Raw genomic sequence first — 23088 nt, forward strand, 5'->3', positions numbered from 1 at the left:
ATATTTTGGATGGATGTGTTTTACTTTTCAATAATGATTTTTCGGGTGACGCTCTTCTGATCAGATTTTACAGTCACCATATACGTTCCGTTGGTGAGACCGGAAGTATTCATTTTCTTTTCGTTGTCTGCATTTAAAATCAATCGGCCATTCATATCACTGATCTCTACTTTGAATTCTTTGTGATCTTTCGGAAGTTCAATATGAAGCACATCATGCGCCGGATTAGGATAGATTTTGATGGTTTCCAATGAATTTGCAGCCTGTACATCATCTGTTGCTAACGTCGTAACGGATGCTACGGCAAAATGCTGCAATGCCCCTAAGGCTGCTTTTCCTACATTGAAAACATATACGGGATCTACATTGGCGAAAGTGTCATTTACCGTATGTTCATTATGACTTCTTGTCGTTTCATAAAAACCGGTAATGATATCCCCTTTGTTTTCAAATGGCATGTAGTCTGAATTATACGCATTGGACATCGTAGGCTGAAGCGGGGAGTATAAGCTGGTACAGGCCGCTAACTGCTGGGTCATGGTTAATGAAGTGGCATTATTTCCTGACTGACCGCTCTGATCGCTTTCACAGTTGATATTCGTGTTGGCATTGCCTATTTTTCCACCTACCTGATCGATATTGAAAACAACTTTCAGGTTGAGCTGACGTGCATTATTTTGGAAAACAACATTATTGACGTAATGGGAGCTTCCCAGATAACCCTGTTCTTCTCCGGAAAAGTGAATGAATTTTATGGAATATTCTGTAGGGACATCTTTCAAAATTCTAGCTACTTCCAGCAAAATAGAAGTTCCACTGCCATTGTCACTTACTCCGGGACCTACTACAGTATCGTAATGACCACAAATGATCACATACGTGTTAGGGTAGACGGTTCCTGTTTTGGTTATAATTAAATTTTTGGATGTATTGCCGTTATAGGTAAAGCTGTCTTCGGTGATCTGACTTGCGCTATATCCAAAGGTCTGATATTGTGCTTTAAGCCAGTTCAGTGCATCGGTATTCTCAGCAGAGCCTGTAGTTTTTATGCCGAGGTTGGCAAAACTCTGCAGATTGGCTGTAATAGTGGTTTGAGATATTTTATCAACTCTGGTTTGGTAAGCCTGTATAAAATTCTGGCCCTGAAGACTATAAGCTGATAAAGAAAGGAGTAAAATAGTCGTTATTTTTTTCACTTTTCGCTGAAGTTTTAAAGATTTAATAATTCAGCAAATGTAGATAATAAAAACCAATTTTATTTTATGCGAAAAGGAAAAATTCACTTATTGGACTTTATTTTTTTTTATAGGTTTAAAATGATGAAATTTAATCTATTATATGTGTTTTTTAATGAAAAATAATAATTGTAATGAATGGGCAAAAAAAAATCCCGAGCAAAGCCCGGGATTATATTGATAACAAAAAATTCTACATTATTTTACTTGATCTACAACTGCTTTGAAAGCTTCAGGGTGATTCATTGCTAAATCAGCTAAAACTTTTCTGTTAAGCTCAACGTTGTTCTTTTTAAGAGCTCCCATAAATTGAGAGTAAGACATTCCATGCTCTCTGGCACCCGCGTTGATACGAGTAATCCAAAGTGATCTGAAGTTTCTTTTTTTCTCTTTTCTTCCACGGTAAGCATATTGCATTGCTTTTTCTACCGCGTTTTTAGCTACAGTCCAAACGTTCTTTCTTCTACCGAAAAAACCTTTAGCTTGCTTAATAATTTTCTTTCTGCGAGCTCTTGAAGCTACTGCATTTACTGATCTTGGCATAATTTAAATTGTTTTTTTGAAATGTGCGGTAATTGTTTCATTACTCTTAGTGGCTCCATTTCAGGGTTAAATTGTTGAATTTGTTTGAATTCTTATAAACCGAATATAGATTTATAAAAACTACTTAATTGCTAATTGACGTAGAACGCTTTTTGTGTCCACAGCCGAAACATAAGAAGTCTGCGTAAGATTTCTCTTCTGCTTAGTTTCTTTCTTAGTTAAGATGTGACTTTTGAAAGCATTTTTTCTTTTAATCTTCCCAGTTCCGGTAAGTTTAAAACGCTTTTTAGCACCTGATTTCGTTTTTAATTTTGGCATTGTTCTGCTTTTTTATTGTTTTGTTATCAATATCTTGTCCTTGATTCCTTTGTATTACTCAGGAATTACAGTTGGCAAAGATACAAAAAAAACATCAATCTTTTCCTGACACAATAGATTTTATCATAATTTCTCCAATAATAAGGACTCTGATATATTCACTCTTAATCGGAGTGTCAGATTCCTAAAAGCAAAACTGCAGATATAATTACCTGCAGTTCTCTCTATATACTGTTCAAGTATAAAATTCTATGATTTAAAAAAGGCCAATAAGTCTTTATTAATAGTTTCTGCTTCCGTGGTAGGCATTCCATGCGGAAACCCGGGATAAGAAATTAATTTTCCGTTTTTAAGAAGGGTAGCGGCTATTTTACCGGTAGTTTCAAAAGGAACAATCTGGTCATCTTCACCATGAAGAACCAAAACAGGAACGTCAGTGTTCTTAAGATCTTCTGTGAAGTCTGTTTCAGAGAAAGCTTTGATACAGTCATAATGAGCTTTGATAGATCCCATCATTCCTTGTCTCCACCAGTTTCTCTGGATGCCTTCGGAAATTGTAGCACCTTCTCTGTTGTATCCGTAAAAAGGGAAGGTAAGATCGATATAGAATTGTTGTCTGTGATGAGCGGTATTATTACGGATATCATCGAAAACAGAAATCGAGACACCATTCGGATTGTTTTCGTTTTTAACCATAATTGGAGTCACGGCACTTATTAAAACTGCTTTTGCCACTCTTCCTTTACCGTGTTGTGCTACATAACGGATCACTTCACCGCCTCCTGTAGAATGTCCTACGTGGATGACGTTGGTAAGATTTAATGCAGTTACAATTTCGTCAACATCTGATGCATAAGTATCCATATTGTGTCCTTCCGGAGTCTGTTCGGATCTTCCGTGTCCCCTTCTGTCATGAGCAATTACTCTGTAACCCTGCTCTAAAAAGAATAGCATCTGCGCATCCCAGTCATCACTGGATAATGGCCATCCGTGGTGAAAAAATACAGGTTGTCCTTTCCCCCAATCTTTGTAATAAATCTCCGTTCCGTCTTTTAATGTAAGTGTGCTCATTATTTTTCCTATTTTAAATTATTAATAATATAATAAATATTGTTGTTTGTTAATTACAATACAAATGTATACTTATATCTTTCATTGGATATTGATATAGGATAATATTTAATACTAACTTAATAAATTTTAAAAAATAAAAAACCTCAAATTACTTTGAGGTTTTATATATAGGAAACAGACATTCCGTCTGTTAAAACTATTTAGCTGGTTTTTTAGGACTCATCATCATGATCATTCTTTTTCCTTCAAGCTTAGGCAGCTGATCTACTTTTCCAACGTGCTCCAATTCCTGAGCAAGTTTTAGAAGCAAAATTTCTCCCTGGTCTTTAAAGATAATTGAACGTCCCTTAAAAAATACGTAGGTTTTCAATTTTGACCCTTCTTCAAGGAATTTCTCAGCATGTTTCTTCTTAAATTCATAATCATGATCATCTGTCTGAGGTCCGAAACGGATCTCCTTGACAACCACTTTTATTTGCTTAGCTTTTAGTTCCTTCTGCTTTTTCTTTTGCTCGTATAAAAACTTTTTATAGTCTAATATCCTTGCAATGAAAGGTTCAGCCTTATCCGAAATTACCACTAAATCCAATTCTTGTTCCGTAGCAAGTTGTCTTGCTTTGTCGATTGGAAAAATTCCCGGCTCTACGTTATCGCCCACTAAACGAAGCTCTCTCACACGAATTTTATCGTTGATCAAGTGTAAGTCCTCCTGTACAGGACGTCTCTGTGGGCCCCTGTTGTTAAATCTTTGTGCTATTGTATTATAATTTTATTGGTTAATTACTTATCTATCTTTCTAAATTTAAGGATTAAAAATTTAAATCATTTAAAGATTAATCTAAACTCAATAATCTTTCAATTTTTTTAATTCTTAAATCTTTTAATATTTTTTATATCGCTGCTTCTTTCTTAAAGTAAGAAACAAAGTCCTCCATATTCATCACTCCAAGGTCACCTTCACCACGTCTTCTTACAGAAATTGTACCTTCAGCCTCTTCATTTTCACCTACAACCAGCATGAATGGGATTTTATTCAATTCCGCATCACGGATCTTTTTCCCTGTTTTCTCATTTCTGTCATCAATCAGACCGCTAATATCGTGATTTTCCAAAAATTGTGAAACTTTTTTTGCATAATCTACGTATTTTTCACTGATCGGGAGAATAATAAACTGATCCGGGCTCAGCCATAACGGGAAATCACCTGCAGTATTCTCCAGCAAGATCGCGATAAAACGCTCCATAGATCCGAATGGCGCTCTGTGGATCATCACCGGTCTGTGCTTCTCATTATCGCTTCCGATATAGTGAAGATCAAATCTTTCCGGTAAGTTATAATCTACCTGGATCGTTCCTAACTGCCATTTTCTTCCCAACGCATCTTTCACCATGAAATCCAGTTTCGGACCATAGAATGCAGCTTCACCGTATTCCACAATAGTCTTCAATCCTTTTTTCTCTGCCGCATTAATAATAGCGTTTTCGGCTTTTTCCCAATTTTCATCGGAACCGATATATTTTTCTTTGTTATCAGGATCTCTCAAGGAAACCTGAGTCACAAAATCTTCAAAACCTAATGATTTGAACACGTAAAGCGTTAAATCGATTACTTTTTCAAATTCCTCTGAAAGCTGATCCGGAGTACAGAAAAGGTGAGCATCATCCTGAGTAAACCCACGCACTCTTGTCAGTCCGTGAAGCTCTCCACTTTGCTCATATCTGTAAACCGTACCGAATTCTGCATATCTCTTTGGAAGATCTCTGTAGCTCCATTGTGAAGTTTTGTAGATCTCACAGTGGTGAGGGCAGTTCATAGGTTTCAGCATGAATTCTTCTCCTTCATTTGGAGTTTTAATCGGCTGGAAGCTGTCTGCTCCATATTTATCCCAGTGTCCGGAAGTTACATACAATTCTTTTGATCCGATATGCGGAGACATTACGAATTCATAACCTCCTTTTTTCTGAGCGTCAGAAAGGAAATTCTCTAATTTTCTTCTTAAAGCAGTCCCTTTTGGTAACCATAACGGAAGACCTGCACCTACCTTTTCAGAGAAAGCAAAAATTCCAAGTTCTTTACCCAGTTTTCTGTGGTCTCTTCTTTTGGCTTCTTCCAGCCTTTCAAGATATTCAGTAAGTTCTTTCTGTTTAGGGAAAGAAATACCGTAAACTCTTGTCAGCTGAGGATTTTTTTCATTTCCTCTCCAGTAAGCTCCGGCTGCATTTAAAATTTTAACCGCTTTCACGATTCCTGTATTAGGAATGTGACCTCCACGACATAAATCGGTGAAGTTATCGTGGGTTACAAAAGTGATCTCTCCATCATTAAGATTAGAGATAAGCTCTACTTTGTAAGGATTATCTGCGTACGTTTTTAATGCTTCTTCTTTAGAAACAGGATATAGAGCGAATGTTGAACCTTTCTTGGCATTTTCCAGAACTTTCTTTTCAATCTTCTCGAAATCCTTTTCGGATAAATTCTCGTCTCCGAAATCTACATCATAATAGAATCCACTATCAATAGCAGGTCCTATCGTCAGCTTAGCATCAGGATAAAATTCAAGGATAGCCTGCGCCAGCAAGTGGGCAGAAGAGTGCCAGAAGGCTTTCTTTCCAAGATCATCATTCCATGTTAACAATTGTACCGTTGAATCCGTGGTTATAGGTGTGGTCGTTTCTACTTGTTTGCCGTTTACAACTGCGGAAATGGTATTTCTAGCCAATCCCTCACTGATAGATTTTGCCACATCTAAAGGAGTAACTTCTCCTTCGAATTCTTTGACACTATTGTCTGGAAGTGTAATTTTTATCATTGTTTACTAAGAAATTTTAAGATGCAAAAATACGCATTTTTTAAATAATATGCTATTTTTAAAGTATATTTGAAATAAGAATTACTGATGAATCTCCAAATTTCGATTCATGATTTTAAATGTATTCCTCCCTAATCCAATTTTTTCATACAAAGGCACTCTGTAATTTTCGTTATTCATAAGTAATAATGATTTGAAAATGAAGGTAGTACGCTTTAAAATTCTATAGTGATTTGAGAAAAAGAAATGATAAAATGAACGATGATATGAAAAACTTTAATATTGATCTGCACTGCGATCTGTTATGCCATTTATTAAGCCCGGGCGCTACAATTGATGATAAAGAGCTGGGATGTTCGCTTCCTTATTTAAAAGAAGGCCATGTAAAACTCCAGGTGATGGCTATTTATTCAGCGACCGGAGCGAATAGTACCGCTGATGGAGCGAGGCAAAGTGAACTGTTTTCTGATCTGTTGAAAAATGAAAATTTCTTCCTGTTTGAAGGGGAAAACTATAAAAACCCTGAGAATGAAAATAGGGTGGGAGTGATTGCTTCTATTGAAAATGCATCAGGGTTTTGTGGAGAAGATGATTCTTTAGATTCCGGGTTTAAAAATCTGGATGCGATGATTGAAAAAACACAGAAAATTATTTATCTGGGAATTACCCACCACACCGAAAACCGTTTTGGAGGCGGAAACAATACTGATGTAGGATTGAAAGAGGACGGAAAAGTACTGATCGACTATATTTCAGACAAAAGAATTCCTATTGATCTTGCCCATACAAGCGATCAGCTGGCTTACGGCATTCTTAATTATATAGACCAGAAGAATTATAATATTCCTATTCTGGCAAGTCATTCCAATTACCGTGTGGTTCATGATAAGAACAGAAACCTTCCTGATGAACTGGCGAAAGAAGTGATTAAAAGAAAAGGTTTGATAGGTTTGAACTTCATCCGAAACTGTGTAGATGAAACGAATCCTGAGGTGTTGTATGAACATGTTCAGTACGGACTGGATTTGGGAGCAGAAGATGCCATTTCTTATGGTGCCGATTTCTTCTTTTGCAAAGACCATCCTGATAAATCACGTTTTCCGTTTTTCTTTGAAGGATATGATGATGCTTCAGCTTTGAATTCAATTAATGCGAGACTGGAAAAGGATTTCTCCACGGAACTCATGGAAAAAATCAGCTATAAAAATGCTTTGAATTTTATTGAAAGAATATAGGATATAAGGAAATGGTGGCTTCGAGTCCCTCAGCTACCAATAGACTTTACTATGAACTAATTCTACTTTGGATAAAATAAAAAAAAACGGTTGGTGACTGAGGTTCTCGAAGCCACCATTATGCTGCATTTCAAATGAATATTCCAACTAATAACTGGGATTCCAATTGGTGGCTGAGGCCCTCGAAGCCATCATAATACTCCAGCGAAGCTCTAGTTTTTCAACTCTTCCTCTTATACTTTACTTTCTGCTTAATAATCTCAATCACATCCATATTTTTCACCTTAGACTGCACCCATCCATGGATGTCAATATAAAACAGGGATCTCCTGTAATATTCATTTTGAGAAAATCCGTTAAGTACTTCATCAAAAGCCTCAAAAGCTTTCTGGTGCTGATCTAATACCAGGTTGTTAATATTTTTGAAAAACTCAATGCTTTCAAAATGAAATGCTTCCGGCTTTTTCATTTTTCGGGCAAATTTCCGGGTAGAATTGATGAATTCATCATAGTCTTCATCATTTCCGGATTCGTATTTTGCCATTAAGATCAGGATCCTTGTATGGAACAGAAGATCTTCCTGAACGTTGCCTTTACACTCGACAACCTTCATGGAATATTCAATCGATTTTTTAAATTTTTTGCTTCCGAAAAACATCGCTGCCATTTTCAGATAAAGGATCATAAAATGGTGCTCATCAATTCTTTCCCGAAGTCTTTCCATTTTCAGCTCTATCTCAGGAATAAGTTTTGTGCCTGTAAAAAATTCACCTTTTACAAAATGAATGTTCATTAAAGTATTGTAATGGGTAAGAAAGATCAGTGCCTGCAGATTTTCATTCTGAGCAAAATTCTGGGAATTCACCATAGTTTTGAAATTCTCAAAATGCTCCTCCAGAATATCAATATTTCCATACATGAAAAGGATTTTCAACAAGTAAGTATTTCCTTTGATATACCACACCGGATGATTGATGATCATCTCCGGTTTTTTATGAAACAGATCTACCCACTGATAGGCGTATTTCAGTGTGTATTTGTAATCCTGCAGCAGTTGGTTTTTCCAGACATGGGCCTTAAAATACCAAAGTTTTTCTGTGAAATTCAGTTGATCAAGTTTAATTTTCTGAATCTGATCATTGAAAAGGTTTAATACTTTTTCCCGGTCCGTATCATTTTTTACATAACCGTACGTCAGCATTTCACTGTATAATTTCAGAGAAAGATTGGACAGTTCCGTTGCATAATGATTCTGCCTGCTGATTTCGGTCGATTGCTCGATCAGTTCATAGGCACGACCTTCAATACTTCTGGTAATGAATTGTGATTCAATTACTTTTTCAAGGTTGATGATCTCTGATGCAATGCTTTTTTCATCCAGTTCCAGAGCAGATTGTTTGGTTTTGTCCAATATTTTTAAAGCCTGTTTATAAAGTCCTTTCTGGTAAAGGATATTGGCAAAATCAAGCTGCTCACGAAGCTGTATTCTGTAGTTCTGATGACTTGGATTCATTCGTAAGCTCACCAGAATCTGTTTGTACAAATGAGCTTTCAGGTTGGAAAGCTGCTGTTTTGTGGAAATTTTTTTCTCAATGATGATCTGTTCATCATATTCTTTCATCTTATCCAGTTCCGAAAAAAGGAGCAGAAATTTAGCATCGACATTGATTCCGAGACGGTTCACGTACAGCCTGAACTGACGTTTTTCAGAAGTGGTTAATGACTTAATCAGGACAAACAAAAAATCTTTCTGCAATTCTGCCATTGTAAATTTGTAAAATGTAATAAATTGATTATTAAATAAATGCGGCTATTTGGTCGGCTGTTGAATATTGTAATTTTCAGAAAAGATGAAAACGCAAAAATATTGTAAGCTGTAGTTTTGATCAAAATTAAGTAAAAAACTTCATTATGAATTCCGAAAAAATCGAAATTTTTGATACTACGCTGAGGGATGGGGAACAGGTTCCCGGATGTAAACTGAATACAAAACAAAAACTGCTGATAGCAGAAAGGCTCGATAAGCTAGGGATTGATGTAATAGAAGCTGGTTTCCCAATTTCAAGTCCAGGAGATTTTGAGTCGGTATCAGAAATTTCAAAGCTTGTTAAAAATGCTAAAGTCTGCGGACTGACAAGAGCGAATAAAAAAGATATAGATGTAGCTGCGGAAGCATTACGATATGCTAAAAGGCCACGCATCCATACAGGAATCGGAACTTCTGATTCTCATATTCAATTTAAATTTAATTCAACCCGTGAAGATATTCTGGAACGCGCCGTTGAAGCTGTAAAATATGCCAAGAGCTATGTAGAAGATGTGGAATTTTATGCAGAAGATGCCGGAAGAACAGACAATGCCTATTTAGCAAGGGTCTGTGAAGAAGTGATCAAAGCAGGAGCTACTGTTTTAAATATTCCGGATACTACAGGATATTGTCTTCCGGAAGAATACGGTCAGAAAATTAAATATTTGAGAGAAAATGTAAAAGGCATTGAAAAAGCAATTATTTCCTGCCATTGCCATAATGATCTGGGACTCGCTACAGCCAATTCCATTGCAGGAGCGGTCAACGGAGCCCGTCAGATCGAATGTACCATCAACGGATTGGGGGAAAGAGCCGGAAATACAGCCTTGGAAGAAGTAGTGATGATCTTAAAGCAGCATAAAGATTTAAATCTTCACACCGATATCAATTCAAAGATGCTGAATGAGATGAGTGTGATGGTTTCTGATTTGATGGGAATGCCGGTTCAGCCCAACAAAGCTATTGTCGGAGCCAATGCTTTTGCCCACAGTTCAGGAATTCACCAGGATGGGGTAATTAAAAACAGAGAAACATACGAAATTATAGATCCTGCGGAAGTAGGCGTGAATGCTTCATCAATTATACTTACGGCGAGGAGCGGACGCTCAGCATTAGCTTACCGTTTCAAACACATCGGTTTTGATATCACAAAAAACGAACTTGATTTCTTATATCAGGAATTTTTAAAAGTTGCTGATATGAAAAAAGAAGTGAAAAACGACGATCTGTATATGATCATGGAAGTCTGCAGCCGTAAAATAGTATAGAGATTGATTTTAATATTGAATATGGATAATAATAGAAAGACACTTTTTGATAAAGTTTGGGATGCTCACGTTGTGGAAACGGTCCCGGACGGTCCTCAAATCATTTACATAGACAAACATCTGATCCATGAGGTAACCAGTCCTCAGGCTTTTGCCGAACTTGAAGCAAGAAATCTTGAAGTTTTCAGACCCAGACAGATTGTTGCTACGGCAGATCACAATGTTCCGACTCTGAATCAGGAGGAACCGATTCGGGATGAATTATCAAGAAATCAGGTGGAACAGCTTACGGAAAACTGTAAAAAAAATAATGTTGAATTATTCGGATTGGGTCATCAGTACCAGGGAATTGTGCACATTATCGCTCCTGAGCTGGGCATTACCCAGCCGGGAATGAGTATCGTTTGCGGAGACAGTCATACTTCAACGCATGGTGCATTTGGTGCCATTGCTTTCGGGATCGGAACCAGCCAGGTGGCGCAGGTTTTTGCCAGTCAGTGTCTGTTACTCAATAAACCTAAATCTATGAGAATCACTGTCAATGGAAAGCTGAATGATCATGTTCAGTCAAAAGACGTGATTCTGTACATCATTTCTAAAATCGGAACCGATGGCGGCACAGGATATTTCTGTGAATATGCCGGAAATGTTTTCGAAGAAATGTCCATGGAAGGAAGAATGACGGTTTGTAATATGAGTATTGAAATGGGAGCCAGAGGCGGAATGATTGCTCCGGATGAAACCACATTTGAATACGTAAAAGGAAGAACATTTGCCCCAAAAGGTGATGAATGGATTGATAAACTAGAGTATTGGAAAACCCTGAAAACCAATGACGGAGCCCTTTTTGATAAAGAATTAACCTTTGATGCCTCAGAAATATTCCCGATGGTCACTTACGGGACCAACCCGGGAATGGGAATTTCAGTGCATGAAGTTATTCCTGTCCCACAGAATGAATCTGAAGAAAAAGCACTTCAGTATATGGGACTGAAAGCCGGACAGGAAGTTTCAGGTATTAAAGTCCATTATGTATTTATCGGAAGCTGTACCAATGCCAGGATAGAAGATTTCCGTTCTGCCGCTCAGTATATTAAAGGAAAAAATAAATCAGACAATGTAAAAGCTCTGATCGTTCCGGGTTCTCAGCAGGTCGTTAAACAGATTTATGAAGAAGGTTTGGATAAAATCTTCAACGATGCAGGATTTCAGATCCGTCAGCCGGGATGTTCAGCCTGTTTGGCCATGAATGATGATAAGATACCGGAAGGTGAATATTGTGTTTCCACCTCCAACCGGAATTTTGAAGGCAGGCAGGGACAAGGAGCAAGAACAATTCTCGCTAGTCCGCTTACTGCAGCCAAAGCAGCGATAGAAGGTAGAATTTCAGCTTTTGAAAGCTTAAACTAAAAGATCAAACAGACGTAATGCAAAAATTAAAACGTATAAAATCCCGCGCCGTACCATTACCGGCAGAAAATATAGATACAGACCAGGTTATTCCAGCAAGATTCTTGAAAAGCATCGACAGAAAGGGCTTTGGAGAGAATCTTTTCAGAGACTGGAGGTTTAATATCCATACCGGAGAACCTAATCCTGATTTTGTGTTAAACAACACCAAATACAGCGGAGAAATTCTGGTTGCCGGCAACAACTTCGGTTGTGGCAGCAGCAGAGAGCATGCTGCGTGGTCTTTGACGGATTATGGATTTAAAGTCATTGTATCAAGTTATTTTGCGGATATTTTTAAAGGAAATGCCTTAAATAATGGGCTTCTTCCTGTAAAAGTTTCAGAAGAATTTTTAAAGGAAATTTTAAAAAATAGTACAGAAAACCCTGAGTCAGAAATTGATGTGGATGTAGAGCAGCAGACGATCAGCTTTAACGGAAAAACGGAAACTTTTGAACTTGATTCCTATAAAAAAATATGCCTTCTCAATGGCTATGACGATATTGATTTTTTAATCAGCAAAAAACAGGCGATAAAACAGTTTGAACTAAAAACACAAAAGTATGAGCAACAGTTATTTTAAAATTGCGGTCCTTCCCGGAGATGGGATTGGGCCAGAAGTAGTCGGCGAAAGCATTAAAATACTGGATGCTGTGGCGGAAGTTTTTAAATGTAATTTTCAGTTTTCCTATGGATTAATGGGTGCTGAAGCTATTTTTAAAACAGGTGATCCGTTGCCTGATGAAACATTGAAGATCTGCAAAGATTCTGATGCAGTGCTGTTCGGGGCCATCGGAGATCCGGTTTTCGACAATAATCCCGAAGCTAAAGTAAGACCAGAACAAGGTTTGTTGAAGCTTCGTAAAGAACTGGGATTGTATGCGAATATCAGACCTTTGAAAACGTATGCTTCACTGATTGACAAAAGCCCTTTAAAAAGGGAGATTATTGAAGGAACGGATATTCAGATCTTCAGGGAGTTGGTGAGCGGGATTTATTTCGGAGAAAAATTTACAGATCCCGATGGAAAATATGCTTACGATGTCTGCAAATACAGCACAGAAGATATTATTCCTATCGCGCACATGGCCTTTAGAGAAGCAGAAAAAAGAAAGAAAAAACTGACGCTCATTGACAAAGCGAATGTTTTGGACACTTCCAGACTCTGGAGAAAAACCTGCCAGAAAATTGCTGTTCAATATCCTGATGTGGAGCTGAATTATATGTTTGTAGATAATGCAGCGATGCAGCTGGTCCTCAATCCGAAACAGTTTGATGTCATCCTTACTGAAAATATGTTCGGGGACATTATTTCTGACGAGGCGAGCGTTATCGGTGGTTCTATCGGGCTTCTGCCTTCTGCATCAATTGGCGAGGAAAATGCACTGTTTGAGCCTATTCACGGTTCTTATCCACAGGCGAAGGGGAAAGGTATTGCCAATCCTATAGCCTCAATCTTAAGTACTGCGATGATGCTTGATTATCTCGAACTTCCTGAAGCGGCAGAAAAATTGAGAAGAGCGGTGGAGCACGCTATAGAGAACAGGTATGTCACAATAGATCTAAATACGGAGCAGTATTATTCTACAAGTGAAGTGGGAAGTTTTATCGCGGATTATATTAAGTACTCTGAGAAATCCTATTACAATTTTGAAAATATCAAAATAGGAAAATCCACCATCGTATGATCATTTAAGTCCATATAATAATAGATTAGAAAGAAAGGTTCTGTTCATTCATTTGAGCGGAATCTTTCTGTTTCTGGCTGCTTAGTATTTTACTTTTTTTTAACCACAAAAGTCACAAAAGCTTTTGTTTTTTTATCTCCCGCAGATTTCTCAGATGACACAGATTTTAATGTACGCTTTTTAAAACATTAAGATCAATGAAGGATGTAAGGTGAGTTAAGAAAAAATCATTTGATTTTTTAAGTTGTACGTCCTCAAGCGAAACTAAACCATAATATTCTTACAAGCTTAATAAGCCTTAATGGTTTAAAGTTTTCTTTCTACCAGATTAAACGATCATTTATTTTTTTGACATCATCAATAAAAATCTTTGATTTTTTATAAAACTTAAGTGCTCTTCTCTGCAGCTTGAATTTAAACTTGAAATCAACTTAAGTGTTCAAAAAGCTTTTGTGACTTTTGTGGTTTAAAATTTTCAATAACGAAAGGGGTTTGGTTACTCATAAAAAAGGTTCCACTCAAGCGAGCAGAACCTTCTGGTTTATTTTTTAGTATTATCCGTTTTTCCTGATTTGTTTTTAGAAGACTTCTGAACATCTTCTTTGTCAATATCAGGTGGATTACTTTTTTCTGAGGAAGCAGGAATATTTTGAAAATCCTCATTCTGTTTTTTTGTTTCTGCTGAATTGGCAGATTCCTTCTTTTTGTGGTCTTCTGAATCCATAGCTTTAAATTTTTAGAGTCCTAAAACACCGAGCTTGCCGGTTTCATCTTCTATAGTATAATTCAAAGCTTTTGCCAAAACGAAAATATTATTCAGATTTTCCATTAATTGTTTCCGTCCTTCGTTTCTCAGCTGGTTCTGATTAACAGAATTAATGGCTGTTTCCTTCGCTTTCTGGGTTACATTTTTAATATCCTTTTCCGAAATTCTGTTGAAGAAAGAATCATCCAATGACTGAATCTCAACACTTGGTGTAATTCTGATATCTGCGTCAGGAAGTGCTGTAATCACCAGTTTCTTGTTGATAGAATCTACTTGGATCTTCATTTTGTTAAGATCATACGAAACCTGCGCATTGGTTTTGGTGTACGTGATAATGCTGTTGTTGGAAACCTCTTTTCCAAACACTTCGTAGCCCATTTTCGTCTTCTGCATGCTGGAGATGTCCTGTTCCATGACTACCATTTTGTTCATCTTGGAAATCTGGTTGGTCAGGATATAATAATCTGACTTTTCCGTTTTTTCGGTGAGATTAAAACATGATTTTAGCCCGAAAAACAGAATCAGCATAACGAGAATTCCCGCTGCGAATGATATAATTACTTTATAATTTCTCAACACTATTTGCCAAAGATTTCTTTGATTACAGAACTGTCATCTTTTTTCACAATTTCAACCAGATCTCTTTCAATATATCCGGAGGTAGGCATTTCTATGATTCTTCCGATTTCCTTACCATATTTTTCTACGATAATAGTCGGAACCTTCTGAATATTGTAACGCACTTCATCTCCCGTGGGAGATTCTTTTTTGCGGTTCACAGCAATGATTGTGACTTTGTTATCAGGATATTTTAAATCTTCCAGGATCTTCATCAGTCTCGGGAAATCTCTGTGACTGTCCTCACACCAGGTTCCCATAAAAACAACCAGTGAATAGCTATTGAACTTAGCTTTTCTCAGTTGATCTACAGCTTTCTGATCTACAGCATATTCATCATGCTCTTTCACGTACCAGTCTGCATAGGGAGCTTTTAAAAACTGCTCTTTGAATTGGTTTCCCAAAAGCATTTTGCCATCATTCTGAGTCTCTACTTCACGGTTCATCACCACTTTTTGGGCGCTGAACTGCTGCGAAGCCAGAAAAAGACTTGAAACGGCAACAATATTGGTAATAAATTTCTTCATATTATTTTTCGATGATTGTTTTTAAATCTGCAGGGGAGTAGTACTTATTCTTAAGAACTTTATGGTCTGCTTTTCTGTAGACATTAAATTTCTCTCCTGATTTCTCATAAAAAGATTCTACTCCTTTTTCTTTATAAAATGCTACAGTTTCCTCTGCCTGCTCTTCATTATCGCAAGCTTTAGACATATTGGAGCGCTGTACTTCGTTGAATAGCTCTACAAATTTACTGCCAAGTCCGAATTCCAGAACAGCACCGCTTAATACATACTGAAGATCACATAGAGCATCAGCAATTTCTACGATATCATTGTCAGCAATAGCCTGCTTCAGTTCATTTAATTCTTCCTGCAAAAGTTCAACTCTAAGATTGCATCTTTCCTGAGAAGGGATCTGTGGTGTATCTAAAATAGGGGCTTTAAAAGTGGTGTGGAATTCTGCAACTTGGTTCAGACTATCAATTTTATCCATGAATTTTATTATTTACAGCAAAGATAGAAAACGATTTCGGAAAATTTGTAATGGAGACTGCATATTGTGGCCCATATGTCCATGAAAAATCCACAGCATGAAAACTGTGGATTTGTTATGAATGATCTTCTGAATTCTGAGTTTTCAAGAAGAATGTTTATATATTGTATTCAAAATGAATTATTCCGAATCCTCATATTTCCAGACACCTGAAATGTTTAATAGGGTTAGTCCCGGTTGCTTTTCGCCATAACTGAATACAACGATGTAGTTTGAATGACAGGATTCACATTCAGTTCCAAAGTATAATGTGGGTAAATCAGTAACCGTTAATGCTCCGAAATGAATCATCCTGGCTGAAGTTTCGGTGACCATTTTGTTTTTTAATAATTCTGTTTTTGACAACACTTTGTCCTCATTGTAAATCTGAAAGATCGGAAATCCGGTTTCGTAAGGTATTATTGTAATGGTGTTTGTATGGCCACAGTCACAACAGGTGAATGTCGTTACGGCAGATGGAATAATCTCATCATTGCTGAAAAAATTCTTTGCAATAAGAGCTTGTTGGCCAATTGTTATTTTTTTTGAGATTGAATACATATAAGTTTATTTATTGCTGAATAACTGTGCCCACTAAGTTATTATATTTTCCGCTTGGACTTCTTTTAATGGTGATTTTTATATATCCTTCCTGTGCTAATTTATTCCATGTTTTCTGATAACCTGTTGTGATATCAATCGGAATTTTCCACATAGTCTGTTTCCCGCCACCAGCTTGATTAAACCATGGAATCACGTCTCCTACCTGAGATTTGAAAGGCAGTAGATTATTCAGAACATCTATTTCATAATAGAAATCATATTTGTTTTCAGCTTGATTTAAAGCTCTTTGGGTAAAAGTGTAAACATATCCATTGATAATCGGACTGGTGAAACTTCCTCCTAAAGTAGGGACTCCAGTTCCGTTATAGTTGCCGACAGCCCCGCTGTATCGGTCAAATTTTTGCCCTGTCTGGAAAGGAACATCATCATAGATATTGTATCCGCCGTTTGCCGGTGGCCAGCCTCCATTCAGGTTATTGGCATTAAAAAGCGCTTCCAGTTCAGTCCATTTGCCAAGCTTGTACAGATCAAAGGCCTGGTTTCTGATTGTTGGACTTACAGTTCCAGCCGTATCATAGGTTAAAGCAAACTCGTCCGCATTTTTATAAAATACGTGGGTAACGGCTCCCGGATCAATGATGATCTCCTCATCGTTATCGGAGCTACAGGCAATTGAAAAAGAAGCAATTGCAAAAAAGAAAATGTACTTAAATAAGTGTTTCATGGTAAAAGTTTTTATGGTTTTAGTTTTTTTGAAGAAGTATATTATTCACCCTTCCGGTTCCTGTTGGAAGTAGTGATAAGATATATAAAAGGCCAGCATAGAAGGAGTAAGTTGATTGAATTTATTATACCTGTCAGAAATTGCAAATGCAGTGACTGAAGAAAATTCAGTTTCATAAATTTCCTTATATAAAAGCGAGTTCAATGGTACAATTGAGGAATAATTTTGAGTGATAAATTTAAATCAAAAAATCAAATTGTGGTGAATATTTTTAAATAAAATATTATTAATGAATTAAATTTGTTAATTGACTCATTTTTAACAATAAATATTTATCTATTGTTATTGATGAGTATGAAGATGAAATAGCATCATTCATCAATCATCATTTTCATTCATGCAAAAAAGACCGCTCATTACGAACGGCCTTTCAAATGATAATTAAAGTGTAGTTAGTTTTTAATAAATCTCTTCGTGGTTTCTCCAATCTGGATCACATAAGCCCCTTTGATTAGTTTACTTACATTCACACTGCCTCTTTCCAGTTTTCCTGAACTGATGATTTTTCCGGACATATCGAAGATCTTATACTCTTCAGAGATGGTGTTGGAAATGTTCAGAACATCTTTTACAGGATTAGGATATACTCTAATATCTGTAAGTACTTCTTTGGTTTCCTGAACGGCTTTTGCGACACTTGCATTCACTTTAATATTCGCGTTGTTGACATCAAAGAAAATATGATTGGAACCCTTTACCATAATTCTTCCCGTCGTAGTTGATAAATTAGGAATGGTTACTGCCTGAGATCCATCGTTTGGTGTTGCTGCAAGTAGAGTAGTCCAGGTGTTTCCGCTGTCTGTTGACCATAGGATATCAACGTTGGCAGTATTTACTCCATTGGCAGTTGTTCCTGCAATATTCCAGCTTACCGTTTGAGAACTTCCTCCGGTATAGGTAGTTGCTGAGTTTTGTGAGCTTACGCTGAATGGCCCTGCTGTTCCGTTTACTGTGATTAATGCATCATCAGAATTATTTCCTGCACCTCCGGCTCTGTTATCGCGAACGGTAAATCTGAAATTTAATGATCTTGCTACGTTTGATAAAGCCTCCACTGTGATCTCTGTACCTGCAGTTGTGGTAGCACCTGTCAGAATAGAGGCCATTCTTGGGAAATATCTTTTAGGAGAAGTTAAAGGAGTCCACGATCTGAAAGTAGGACCGGTTGTTTTTGTGGCATTCGCTGCAGAACTTGTTCCGGTTTGAGAAGATGGTGCACTATCAATCTGTTCCCATATATACGTCAAAGAATCTCCGTTCGCATCGGTTCCTGTTCCTGTCAGCATAAATGGGGTTCCTTTCGGAATGGTATAATCCAGACCGGCATTGGCAGTAGGAATAGCATTTCCTGTATTGGTAGCAACTGCACAAGTTGTAGTCTTGATATAATTGGTAACCTGTTGGATACTGATTGCATGAAAAAATGCATCTGCGTTTGGCTGAACATCCTGATTTGTAATTCCGGCGTAGCTCATAATGGTAGATCCCGAGCCGGGTTCCATTCTGAAATTGGTTCCGTCGTTTCCATGAGAATAGGTATGGTTCGCGCCAAACTGATGTCCAATTTCGTGAGCAACAAAATCTATATCGAAGGTGTCTCCGGAAGGAATGGCATCAAGTGGCGAAGTGACTGCGCTTCCTTTATTTTCATCAACAGTGGATGCTGTATCATCTCTACAGACGCAGGCAAGGCAGCCTGAATTTCCGCCGCCACCGGTAGCTCCGAATAAATGTCCAATATCGTACGCTGAATTCCCAATGGTATTGGTCAGGTTATTCTGTAATTCTAAATTCCAGTTATCAATTGAAGAAGAGGGAGAATATGGATCTGTGGAAGCGTTGGTGTAAATAAGAGCATCATTGTTAGCAATCAATACCATTCTCAGGGCCATATCTTTTTCAAAAACACCATTGACGCGGGTCATGGTATTATTCATGGCCGCTAGAGCATTCGCTTTAGTTCCTCCGAAATAAGCAGTGTATTCTCCCGTACAGGATAATGCCATGCGATATGTTCTTAATTTGGCATCATCAGCATTGGGTCTTCCGGTGGTATTCGGAGCTGCTTTATGTACTTCATCTACAACCTTGCATTCAAATGCACTCAGATCTTCTTTTTTATCCGATTTTTTGTAAATCACATACGTTGAAAGATCTTTTGTGTAGGGCTCAATGAAAACCGCAGATTTGTCCCCATAAATTTCCATAGATGACAGTCCTAATTGGGAAAGACTGAAAAAGATCGTGGAACTTGCATCTTTTACATTTTGTCCTATATAAGATTTGATATCCGGGTATTTTGCGGCAAGCTCAGGGGCCAGATTTGAATTCTCAGTCACATTGAAATATTCCATCTTTCCTTCAGAATCAGGAAAAGAAATGATGGTCTCTGATTTTTCTCCCGCAGCCAATCTTTTGGGAGCTTTTGCAAGTGCGTTTTTTAATCCCGCAATGTCAAGACTGAAGACTTTTGGTTCTTCAATTCCTGTTTTGTTTCCAAATACTTCAGCTGATTTTTTGAGTGAAGCAACAGACCATAATTGATTAGTCTGTGCGAAAGTGATGCCTGTAATCATGAGCATCCCGATCATCGATAATTGTTTTTTCATATGATGTTTTAAAATTGGTTTACTCCAAATCTAGTGAATAATTTATTTCAAAACATACTCATTATTAATGTTTTACGGAGTCGTTAATGAACTTTTTATTTTTAACATTAAATAATAATTCAATTTTTAGTTCGCTATAAAAAAATACAATTGAAAGGAAAATAAGGTGTAAAAAAAATACTGCCTCAAAAGAGGCAGTATTGAATAAATAGGTCTGAGGTTATTAGTTTTTAATGAATCTCTTGGCATGGTCTCCAATCTGGATCATATAAGCTCCTTTGATAAGTCCGCTTACATTTACGCTGCCTCTTTCCAGTTTTCCTGAATTGATTAGTTTTCCACCCATATCGAAGATCTTGTAATCTTCAGATGTCGTGTTTGAAATATGTAATACGTCTTTTACCGGGTTTGGATACAGTCTGAATCCGGCGATTAAATCTTTGGTATCAGAAAGTTCTCCTCTGCCTGAAGAAACGATATTAAGGGTATAGTCTTCAACCTGACCGTACGTAAACGCTTCACATGAAGAAGTAGGAATGGAGCTGTACTTCATCATCACTCTCATTCTTGTAGACCCGACGGTAGCAGTAGCAGGAATCGTAATGCTTCCTGTTACCGGAGTCGTAGTAGAGCCGGCTTTAGTCCATGCTAATTCTCCGCTGTCTGTGAAGTCGCCATCGCCGTTATAGTCGATATAGACTGCGTAAGCTTCGCTGTAAACCGTTGAAGTCCATGTTGGAGTTACTGAGACCGTATAAGCGGTTCCTCTCGTTACATTGGTAGAAACAGACGTGAAGTTTTCATATCCGGCAGTACCTGTTGAAGTATTGTTGATCGTTCCGAATTTCACGTTTCCGATTCTTTCGTCTGCTGTATTGCTTGCAGAAGATGAACAGTAGGTTACAGTTCCTCCTGTAAGTGTTGTCACGCTCACTGTATTGCTTGAAGGAGATATATTTCCTGCTGCATCTTTAGATTTAACAGTGAAGCTGTAAGTGGTTGCAGGTGTTAAGCTGGTTACAGTATAAGTCGTAGATGCAATATTACCGATCACAGATCCGTTCATATATACATCATATCCTGTAACACCCACGTTGTCGGTAGCGCCGCTCCAGGAAAGGTTGGTCGTGGTAGCTGTAGTTCCGGAAGCTGCAAGGGTAGGAGCTGTAGGAGCCAGGGTATCTGTACCTGAACCTGCATTGACTGTGATATTGGCATTGTTCACATCAAAGAAGATGTGATTGGAACCTTTTACCATAATTCTTCCTGTTGTCGTAGATGAATTTGGAATGGTTACCGCTTGAGATCCGTCATTAGGCGTTCCGGCAAGAAGAGTAGACCAGGTGTTTCCGCTGTCTGTTGACCAAAGGATGTCTACATTAGCAGCATTTACGCTGTTGGCAGTAGTTCCTGCTACATCCCAGGTAACAGTTTGAGAGGTCCCTCCCGTATAAGATATTGCTGAGTTTTGTGAAGATACACTGAATGGTCCTGCTGTTCCGTTTACGGTGATCAAAGCATCATCAGAATTGTTTCCTGAACCTCCGGCTCTGTTGTCACGAACAGTGAATCTGAAATTTAATGATCTTGCAACATTTGATAAGGCTTCTACTGTGATTTCTGTACCCGCTGTAGTAGTACCTCCCGTTAGTATGGATGCCATTCTTGGGAAGTATCTCGTTGGAGAAGTAGTAGGTGTCCATGATCTGAAAGTAGGACCGGATGCTTTGGTCGCGCTAGCTGCAGAGTTTGCTCCTGTTTGGGAAGATGTAGCACTGTCCATCTGTTCCCAGATATAAGTTAATGAATCTCCATTGGTGTCGGTTCCGGCACCTGTAAGCATGAATGGTGTGCCTTTAGGAATGGTATAGTCAAGGCCGGCATTGGCTGTAGGAATGGCATTTCCTGTAGCAGTGCTTACCGGGCATGTTTTGGCTTTAATATTATTGGTGATCTGCTGGATACTTACCGCATGGAAGAACGCATCTGAATGAGGCTGAACATCCTGTCCTGTAATCCCTGCATATCCCATAATGGTAGATCCTGATCCCGGCTCCATATTATTTCCGGATCTTTCCGTGCTGTGAGACATGGTGTGATTTCCTCCGAACTGATGACCCATTTCGTGAGCTACAAAATCAATATCAAAATTATCTCCTGAAGGAATGGCGTCCAGTGGTGAAGTATATCCGCTTCCTTTTGAGCCGTTTGTGCAGACGCAGCCTATACATCCGGCATTTCCGCCTCCTCCGGAAGCTCCGAATAAATGGCCGATATCATAATTGGCTTCCCCGATTACCGAAGTAAGGGTACTTTGAAGCTGGGAGTTCCAGTTGCTCATTGAAGCAGCAGCAGAGTATGGGTCTGTAGAGGCATTTGTATAAATTACAGCATCATTGTTGGCAATAAGTACCATTCTGGCTGCAAAATCCTTTTCAAAGACACCGTTTACCCGGGTCATCGTGTTGTTCATTGCTGCGAGAGCGTTGGCTTTCGTACCACCGAAATAGGTTGTGTATTCCCCGGTACTGGAAAGTGCCAGTCTGAATGTTCTTAATTTAGCATCGTCTGCGTTGGGTCTTGCAGCGATATTGCTGTTGGATACTCCTTTTTGAGCGACATCAATAACGGTACACTCAAATTTACTCAGATCATCTTTTTTGTCTGATTTTCTGTAAACGATGTAAGAAGAAAGATCTTTAGCGTAGGGTTCAATGAAAACAGCAGATTTGTCACCATAAATCTCCATGGAAGAAAGTCCGAGTGAAGAAATACTGAAATAAACTGTTGAATTAGGGTCGTTGAGGCCTTCGCCTACATAAGATTTGATATCCGGATATTTCGCGGCAAGCTGAGGGTCGAAGTTTGAATTTTCCCTTACTTTGAAATTTTCCATCTTCCCTTCAGAATTGGGAAAAGAAATGATGGTTTCTGATTTTTCTCCCGCGGCTAATCTTTTGGGAGCTTTGGAAAGTGCATTCTTTAATCCGGCGAAATCTAAGCTGTAAATCTTCGGATTAGTGATTTGGGTTTTGTTTTCAAAAATGTCTGAAGGTGCTTTTTTTGAACCTTCACTCCAGAGACGATCAGTCTGCGCGAAAGAAATGCCTGTAATCAGAAGCATTCCAATCATGGATAGTTGTTTTTTCATATTAATTATTTGTTTTGGTTGTGGAATATCAAAGCTAATAAAAATTATATTACGAAAAACAAAATTATTTAAGAAAAATTTAGAGTGTCTGTTTAATATATTATGCAATACATTAAATATTATTAAAAATATA

Annotated in this window: 20 protein-coding genes; 5 read left to right on the forward strand and 15 right to left on the reverse strand. The window is 37.9% G+C overall.

The features are described 5' to 3' along the window. Window positions 1-20: 20 nt before the first annotated feature. The 6 genes from N0B48_RS17885 to thrS form a co-directional block, all read right to left on the reverse strand. Window positions 21-1196 (reverse strand): M28 family metallopeptidase, encoded by a 1176-nt coding sequence (locus N0B48_RS17885; RefSeq protein ID WP_259840325.1) that lies wholly within the window; start codon window positions 1194-1196, stop codon window positions 21-23. A 237-nt stretch (window positions 1197-1433) separates the two neighbouring features. After that, window positions 1434-1778, reverse strand: a complete 345-nt coding sequence (rplT, locus tag N0B48_RS17890) for a 50S ribosomal protein L20 (RefSeq protein WP_034705993.1) — start codon at window positions 1776-1778, stop codon at window positions 1434-1436. Between the two features lie 120 nt (window positions 1779-1898). After that, window positions 1899-2096: a 50S ribosomal protein L35 gene (gene rpmI / locus N0B48_RS17895; protein WP_034705991.1), complete on the reverse strand. Its 198-nt coding sequence runs from the start codon at window positions 2094-2096 to the stop codon at window positions 1899-1901. Window positions 2097-2345: 249 nt separating this feature from the next. Further along, a complete protein-coding gene (locus N0B48_RS17900; RefSeq protein ID WP_259840326.1) occupies window positions 2346-3167 on the reverse strand; it encodes an alpha/beta fold hydrolase in 822 nt (273 codons plus the stop codon). A gap of 199 nt (window positions 3168-3366) precedes the next feature. Next, complete coding sequence (gene infC / locus N0B48_RS17905) at window positions 3367-3867, reverse strand: translation initiation factor IF-3 (protein WP_175548907.1); 501 nt, start codon at window positions 3865-3867, stop codon at window positions 3367-3369. A gap of 193 nt (window positions 3868-4060) precedes the next feature. Beyond that, window positions 4061-5980 (reverse strand): threonine--tRNA ligase, encoded by a 1920-nt coding sequence (gene thrS / locus N0B48_RS17910; RefSeq protein ID WP_259840327.1) that lies wholly within the window; start codon window positions 5978-5980, stop codon window positions 4061-4063. A 266-nt stretch (window positions 5981-6246) separates the two neighbouring features. On the opposite strand from thrS, the gene N0B48_RS17915 reads away from it, so the two are divergent. Next, window positions 6247-7215 (forward strand): dipeptidase, encoded by a 969-nt coding sequence (locus N0B48_RS17915; protein WP_259840329.1) that lies wholly within the window; start codon window positions 6247-6249, stop codon window positions 7213-7215. Between the two features lie 220 nt (window positions 7216-7435). Here N0B48_RS17915 and N0B48_RS17920 read toward each other — a convergent pair whose 3' ends face one another. Next, window positions 7436-8980 (reverse strand): hypothetical protein, encoded by a 1545-nt coding sequence (locus tag N0B48_RS17920; RefSeq protein ID WP_259840330.1) that lies wholly within the window; start codon window positions 8978-8980, stop codon window positions 7436-7438. 146 nt (window positions 8981-9126) lie between these two features. On the opposite strand from N0B48_RS17920, the gene N0B48_RS17925 reads away from it, so the two are divergent. The 4 genes from N0B48_RS17925 to leuB are packed head-to-tail and all read left to right on the forward strand — an operon-like array spanning window position 9127 to window position 13428. Further along, entirely contained in the window at window positions 9127-10290 is a 1164-nt protein-coding gene (locus N0B48_RS17925) for a 2-isopropylmalate synthase (RefSeq protein ID WP_259840332.1), read from the forward strand. Between the two features lie 21 nt (window positions 10291-10311). Further along, a complete protein-coding gene (leuC, locus tag N0B48_RS17930; RefSeq protein WP_259840333.1) occupies window positions 10312-11700 on the forward strand; it encodes a 3-isopropylmalate dehydratase large subunit in 1389 nt (462 codons plus the stop codon). Between the two features lie 17 nt (window positions 11701-11717). Then, window positions 11718-12323: a 3-isopropylmalate dehydratase small subunit gene (leuD, locus tag N0B48_RS17935; protein WP_259840334.1), complete on the forward strand. Its 606-nt coding sequence runs from the start codon at window positions 11718-11720 to the stop codon at window positions 12321-12323. Beyond that, window positions 12304-13428 carry a 3-isopropylmalate dehydrogenase gene (leuB, locus tag N0B48_RS17940; RefSeq protein ID WP_259840335.1) on the forward strand — a complete coding sequence of 375 codons (1125 nt, stop codon included), beginning with the start codon at window positions 12304-12306 and terminating at the stop codon, window positions 13426-13428. Before leuD ends, leuB begins: the two co-directional genes overlap by 20 nt. A 541-nt stretch (window positions 13429-13969) precedes the next feature. Here leuB and N0B48_RS17945 read toward each other — a convergent pair. The 8 genes from N0B48_RS17945 to N0B48_RS17980 form a co-directional block, all read right to left on the reverse strand. After that, on the reverse strand, window positions 13970-14152 hold the full coding sequence (locus tag N0B48_RS17945; protein WP_259840336.1) for a hypothetical protein: 183 nt from the start codon (window positions 14150-14152) through the stop codon (window positions 13970-13972). A gap of 12 nt (window positions 14153-14164) precedes the next feature. Continuing rightward, a complete protein-coding gene (locus tag N0B48_RS17950; protein WP_259840337.1) occupies window positions 14165-14770 on the reverse strand; it encodes a DUF4230 domain-containing protein in 606 nt (201 codons plus the stop codon). A gap of 2 nt (window positions 14771-14772) precedes the next feature. Next, window positions 14773-15339 (reverse strand): TlpA family protein disulfide reductase, encoded by a 567-nt coding sequence (locus tag N0B48_RS17955; RefSeq protein ID WP_259840338.1) that lies wholly within the window; start codon window positions 15337-15339, stop codon window positions 14773-14775. A 1-nt stretch (window position 15340) separates the two neighbouring features. Then, window positions 15341-15808 (reverse strand): pyrophosphohydrolase domain-containing protein, encoded by a 468-nt coding sequence (locus N0B48_RS17960; RefSeq protein ID WP_034730168.1) that lies wholly within the window; start codon window positions 15806-15808, stop codon window positions 15341-15343. Between the two features lie 180 nt (window positions 15809-15988). Further along, on the reverse strand, window positions 15989-16408 hold the full coding sequence (locus N0B48_RS17965; protein ID WP_259840339.1) for a hypothetical protein: 420 nt from the start codon (window positions 16406-16408) through the stop codon (window positions 15989-15991). 10 nt (window positions 16409-16418) lie between these two features. Beyond that, entirely contained in the window at window positions 16419-17135 is a 717-nt protein-coding gene (locus tag N0B48_RS17970; protein ID WP_259840340.1) for a TNT domain-containing protein, read from the reverse strand. A 452-nt stretch (window positions 17136-17587) separates the two neighbouring features. Beyond that, complete coding sequence (locus N0B48_RS17975) at window positions 17588-19804, reverse strand: zinc-dependent metalloprotease (protein ID WP_259840341.1); 2217 nt, start codon at window positions 19802-19804, stop codon at window positions 17588-17590. Window positions 19805-20027: 223 nt separating this feature from the next. Beyond that, entirely contained in the window at window positions 20028-22955 is a 2928-nt protein-coding gene (locus N0B48_RS17980) for a reprolysin-like metallopeptidase (RefSeq protein WP_259840342.1), read from the reverse strand. Between the last annotated feature and the right edge of the window lie 133 nt (window positions 22956-23088).

This window comes from Chryseobacterium herbae, assembly GCF_025154075.1.
Classification (GTDB): domain Bacteria; phylum Bacteroidota; class Bacteroidia; order Flavobacteriales; family Weeksellaceae; genus Chryseobacterium; species Chryseobacterium herbae.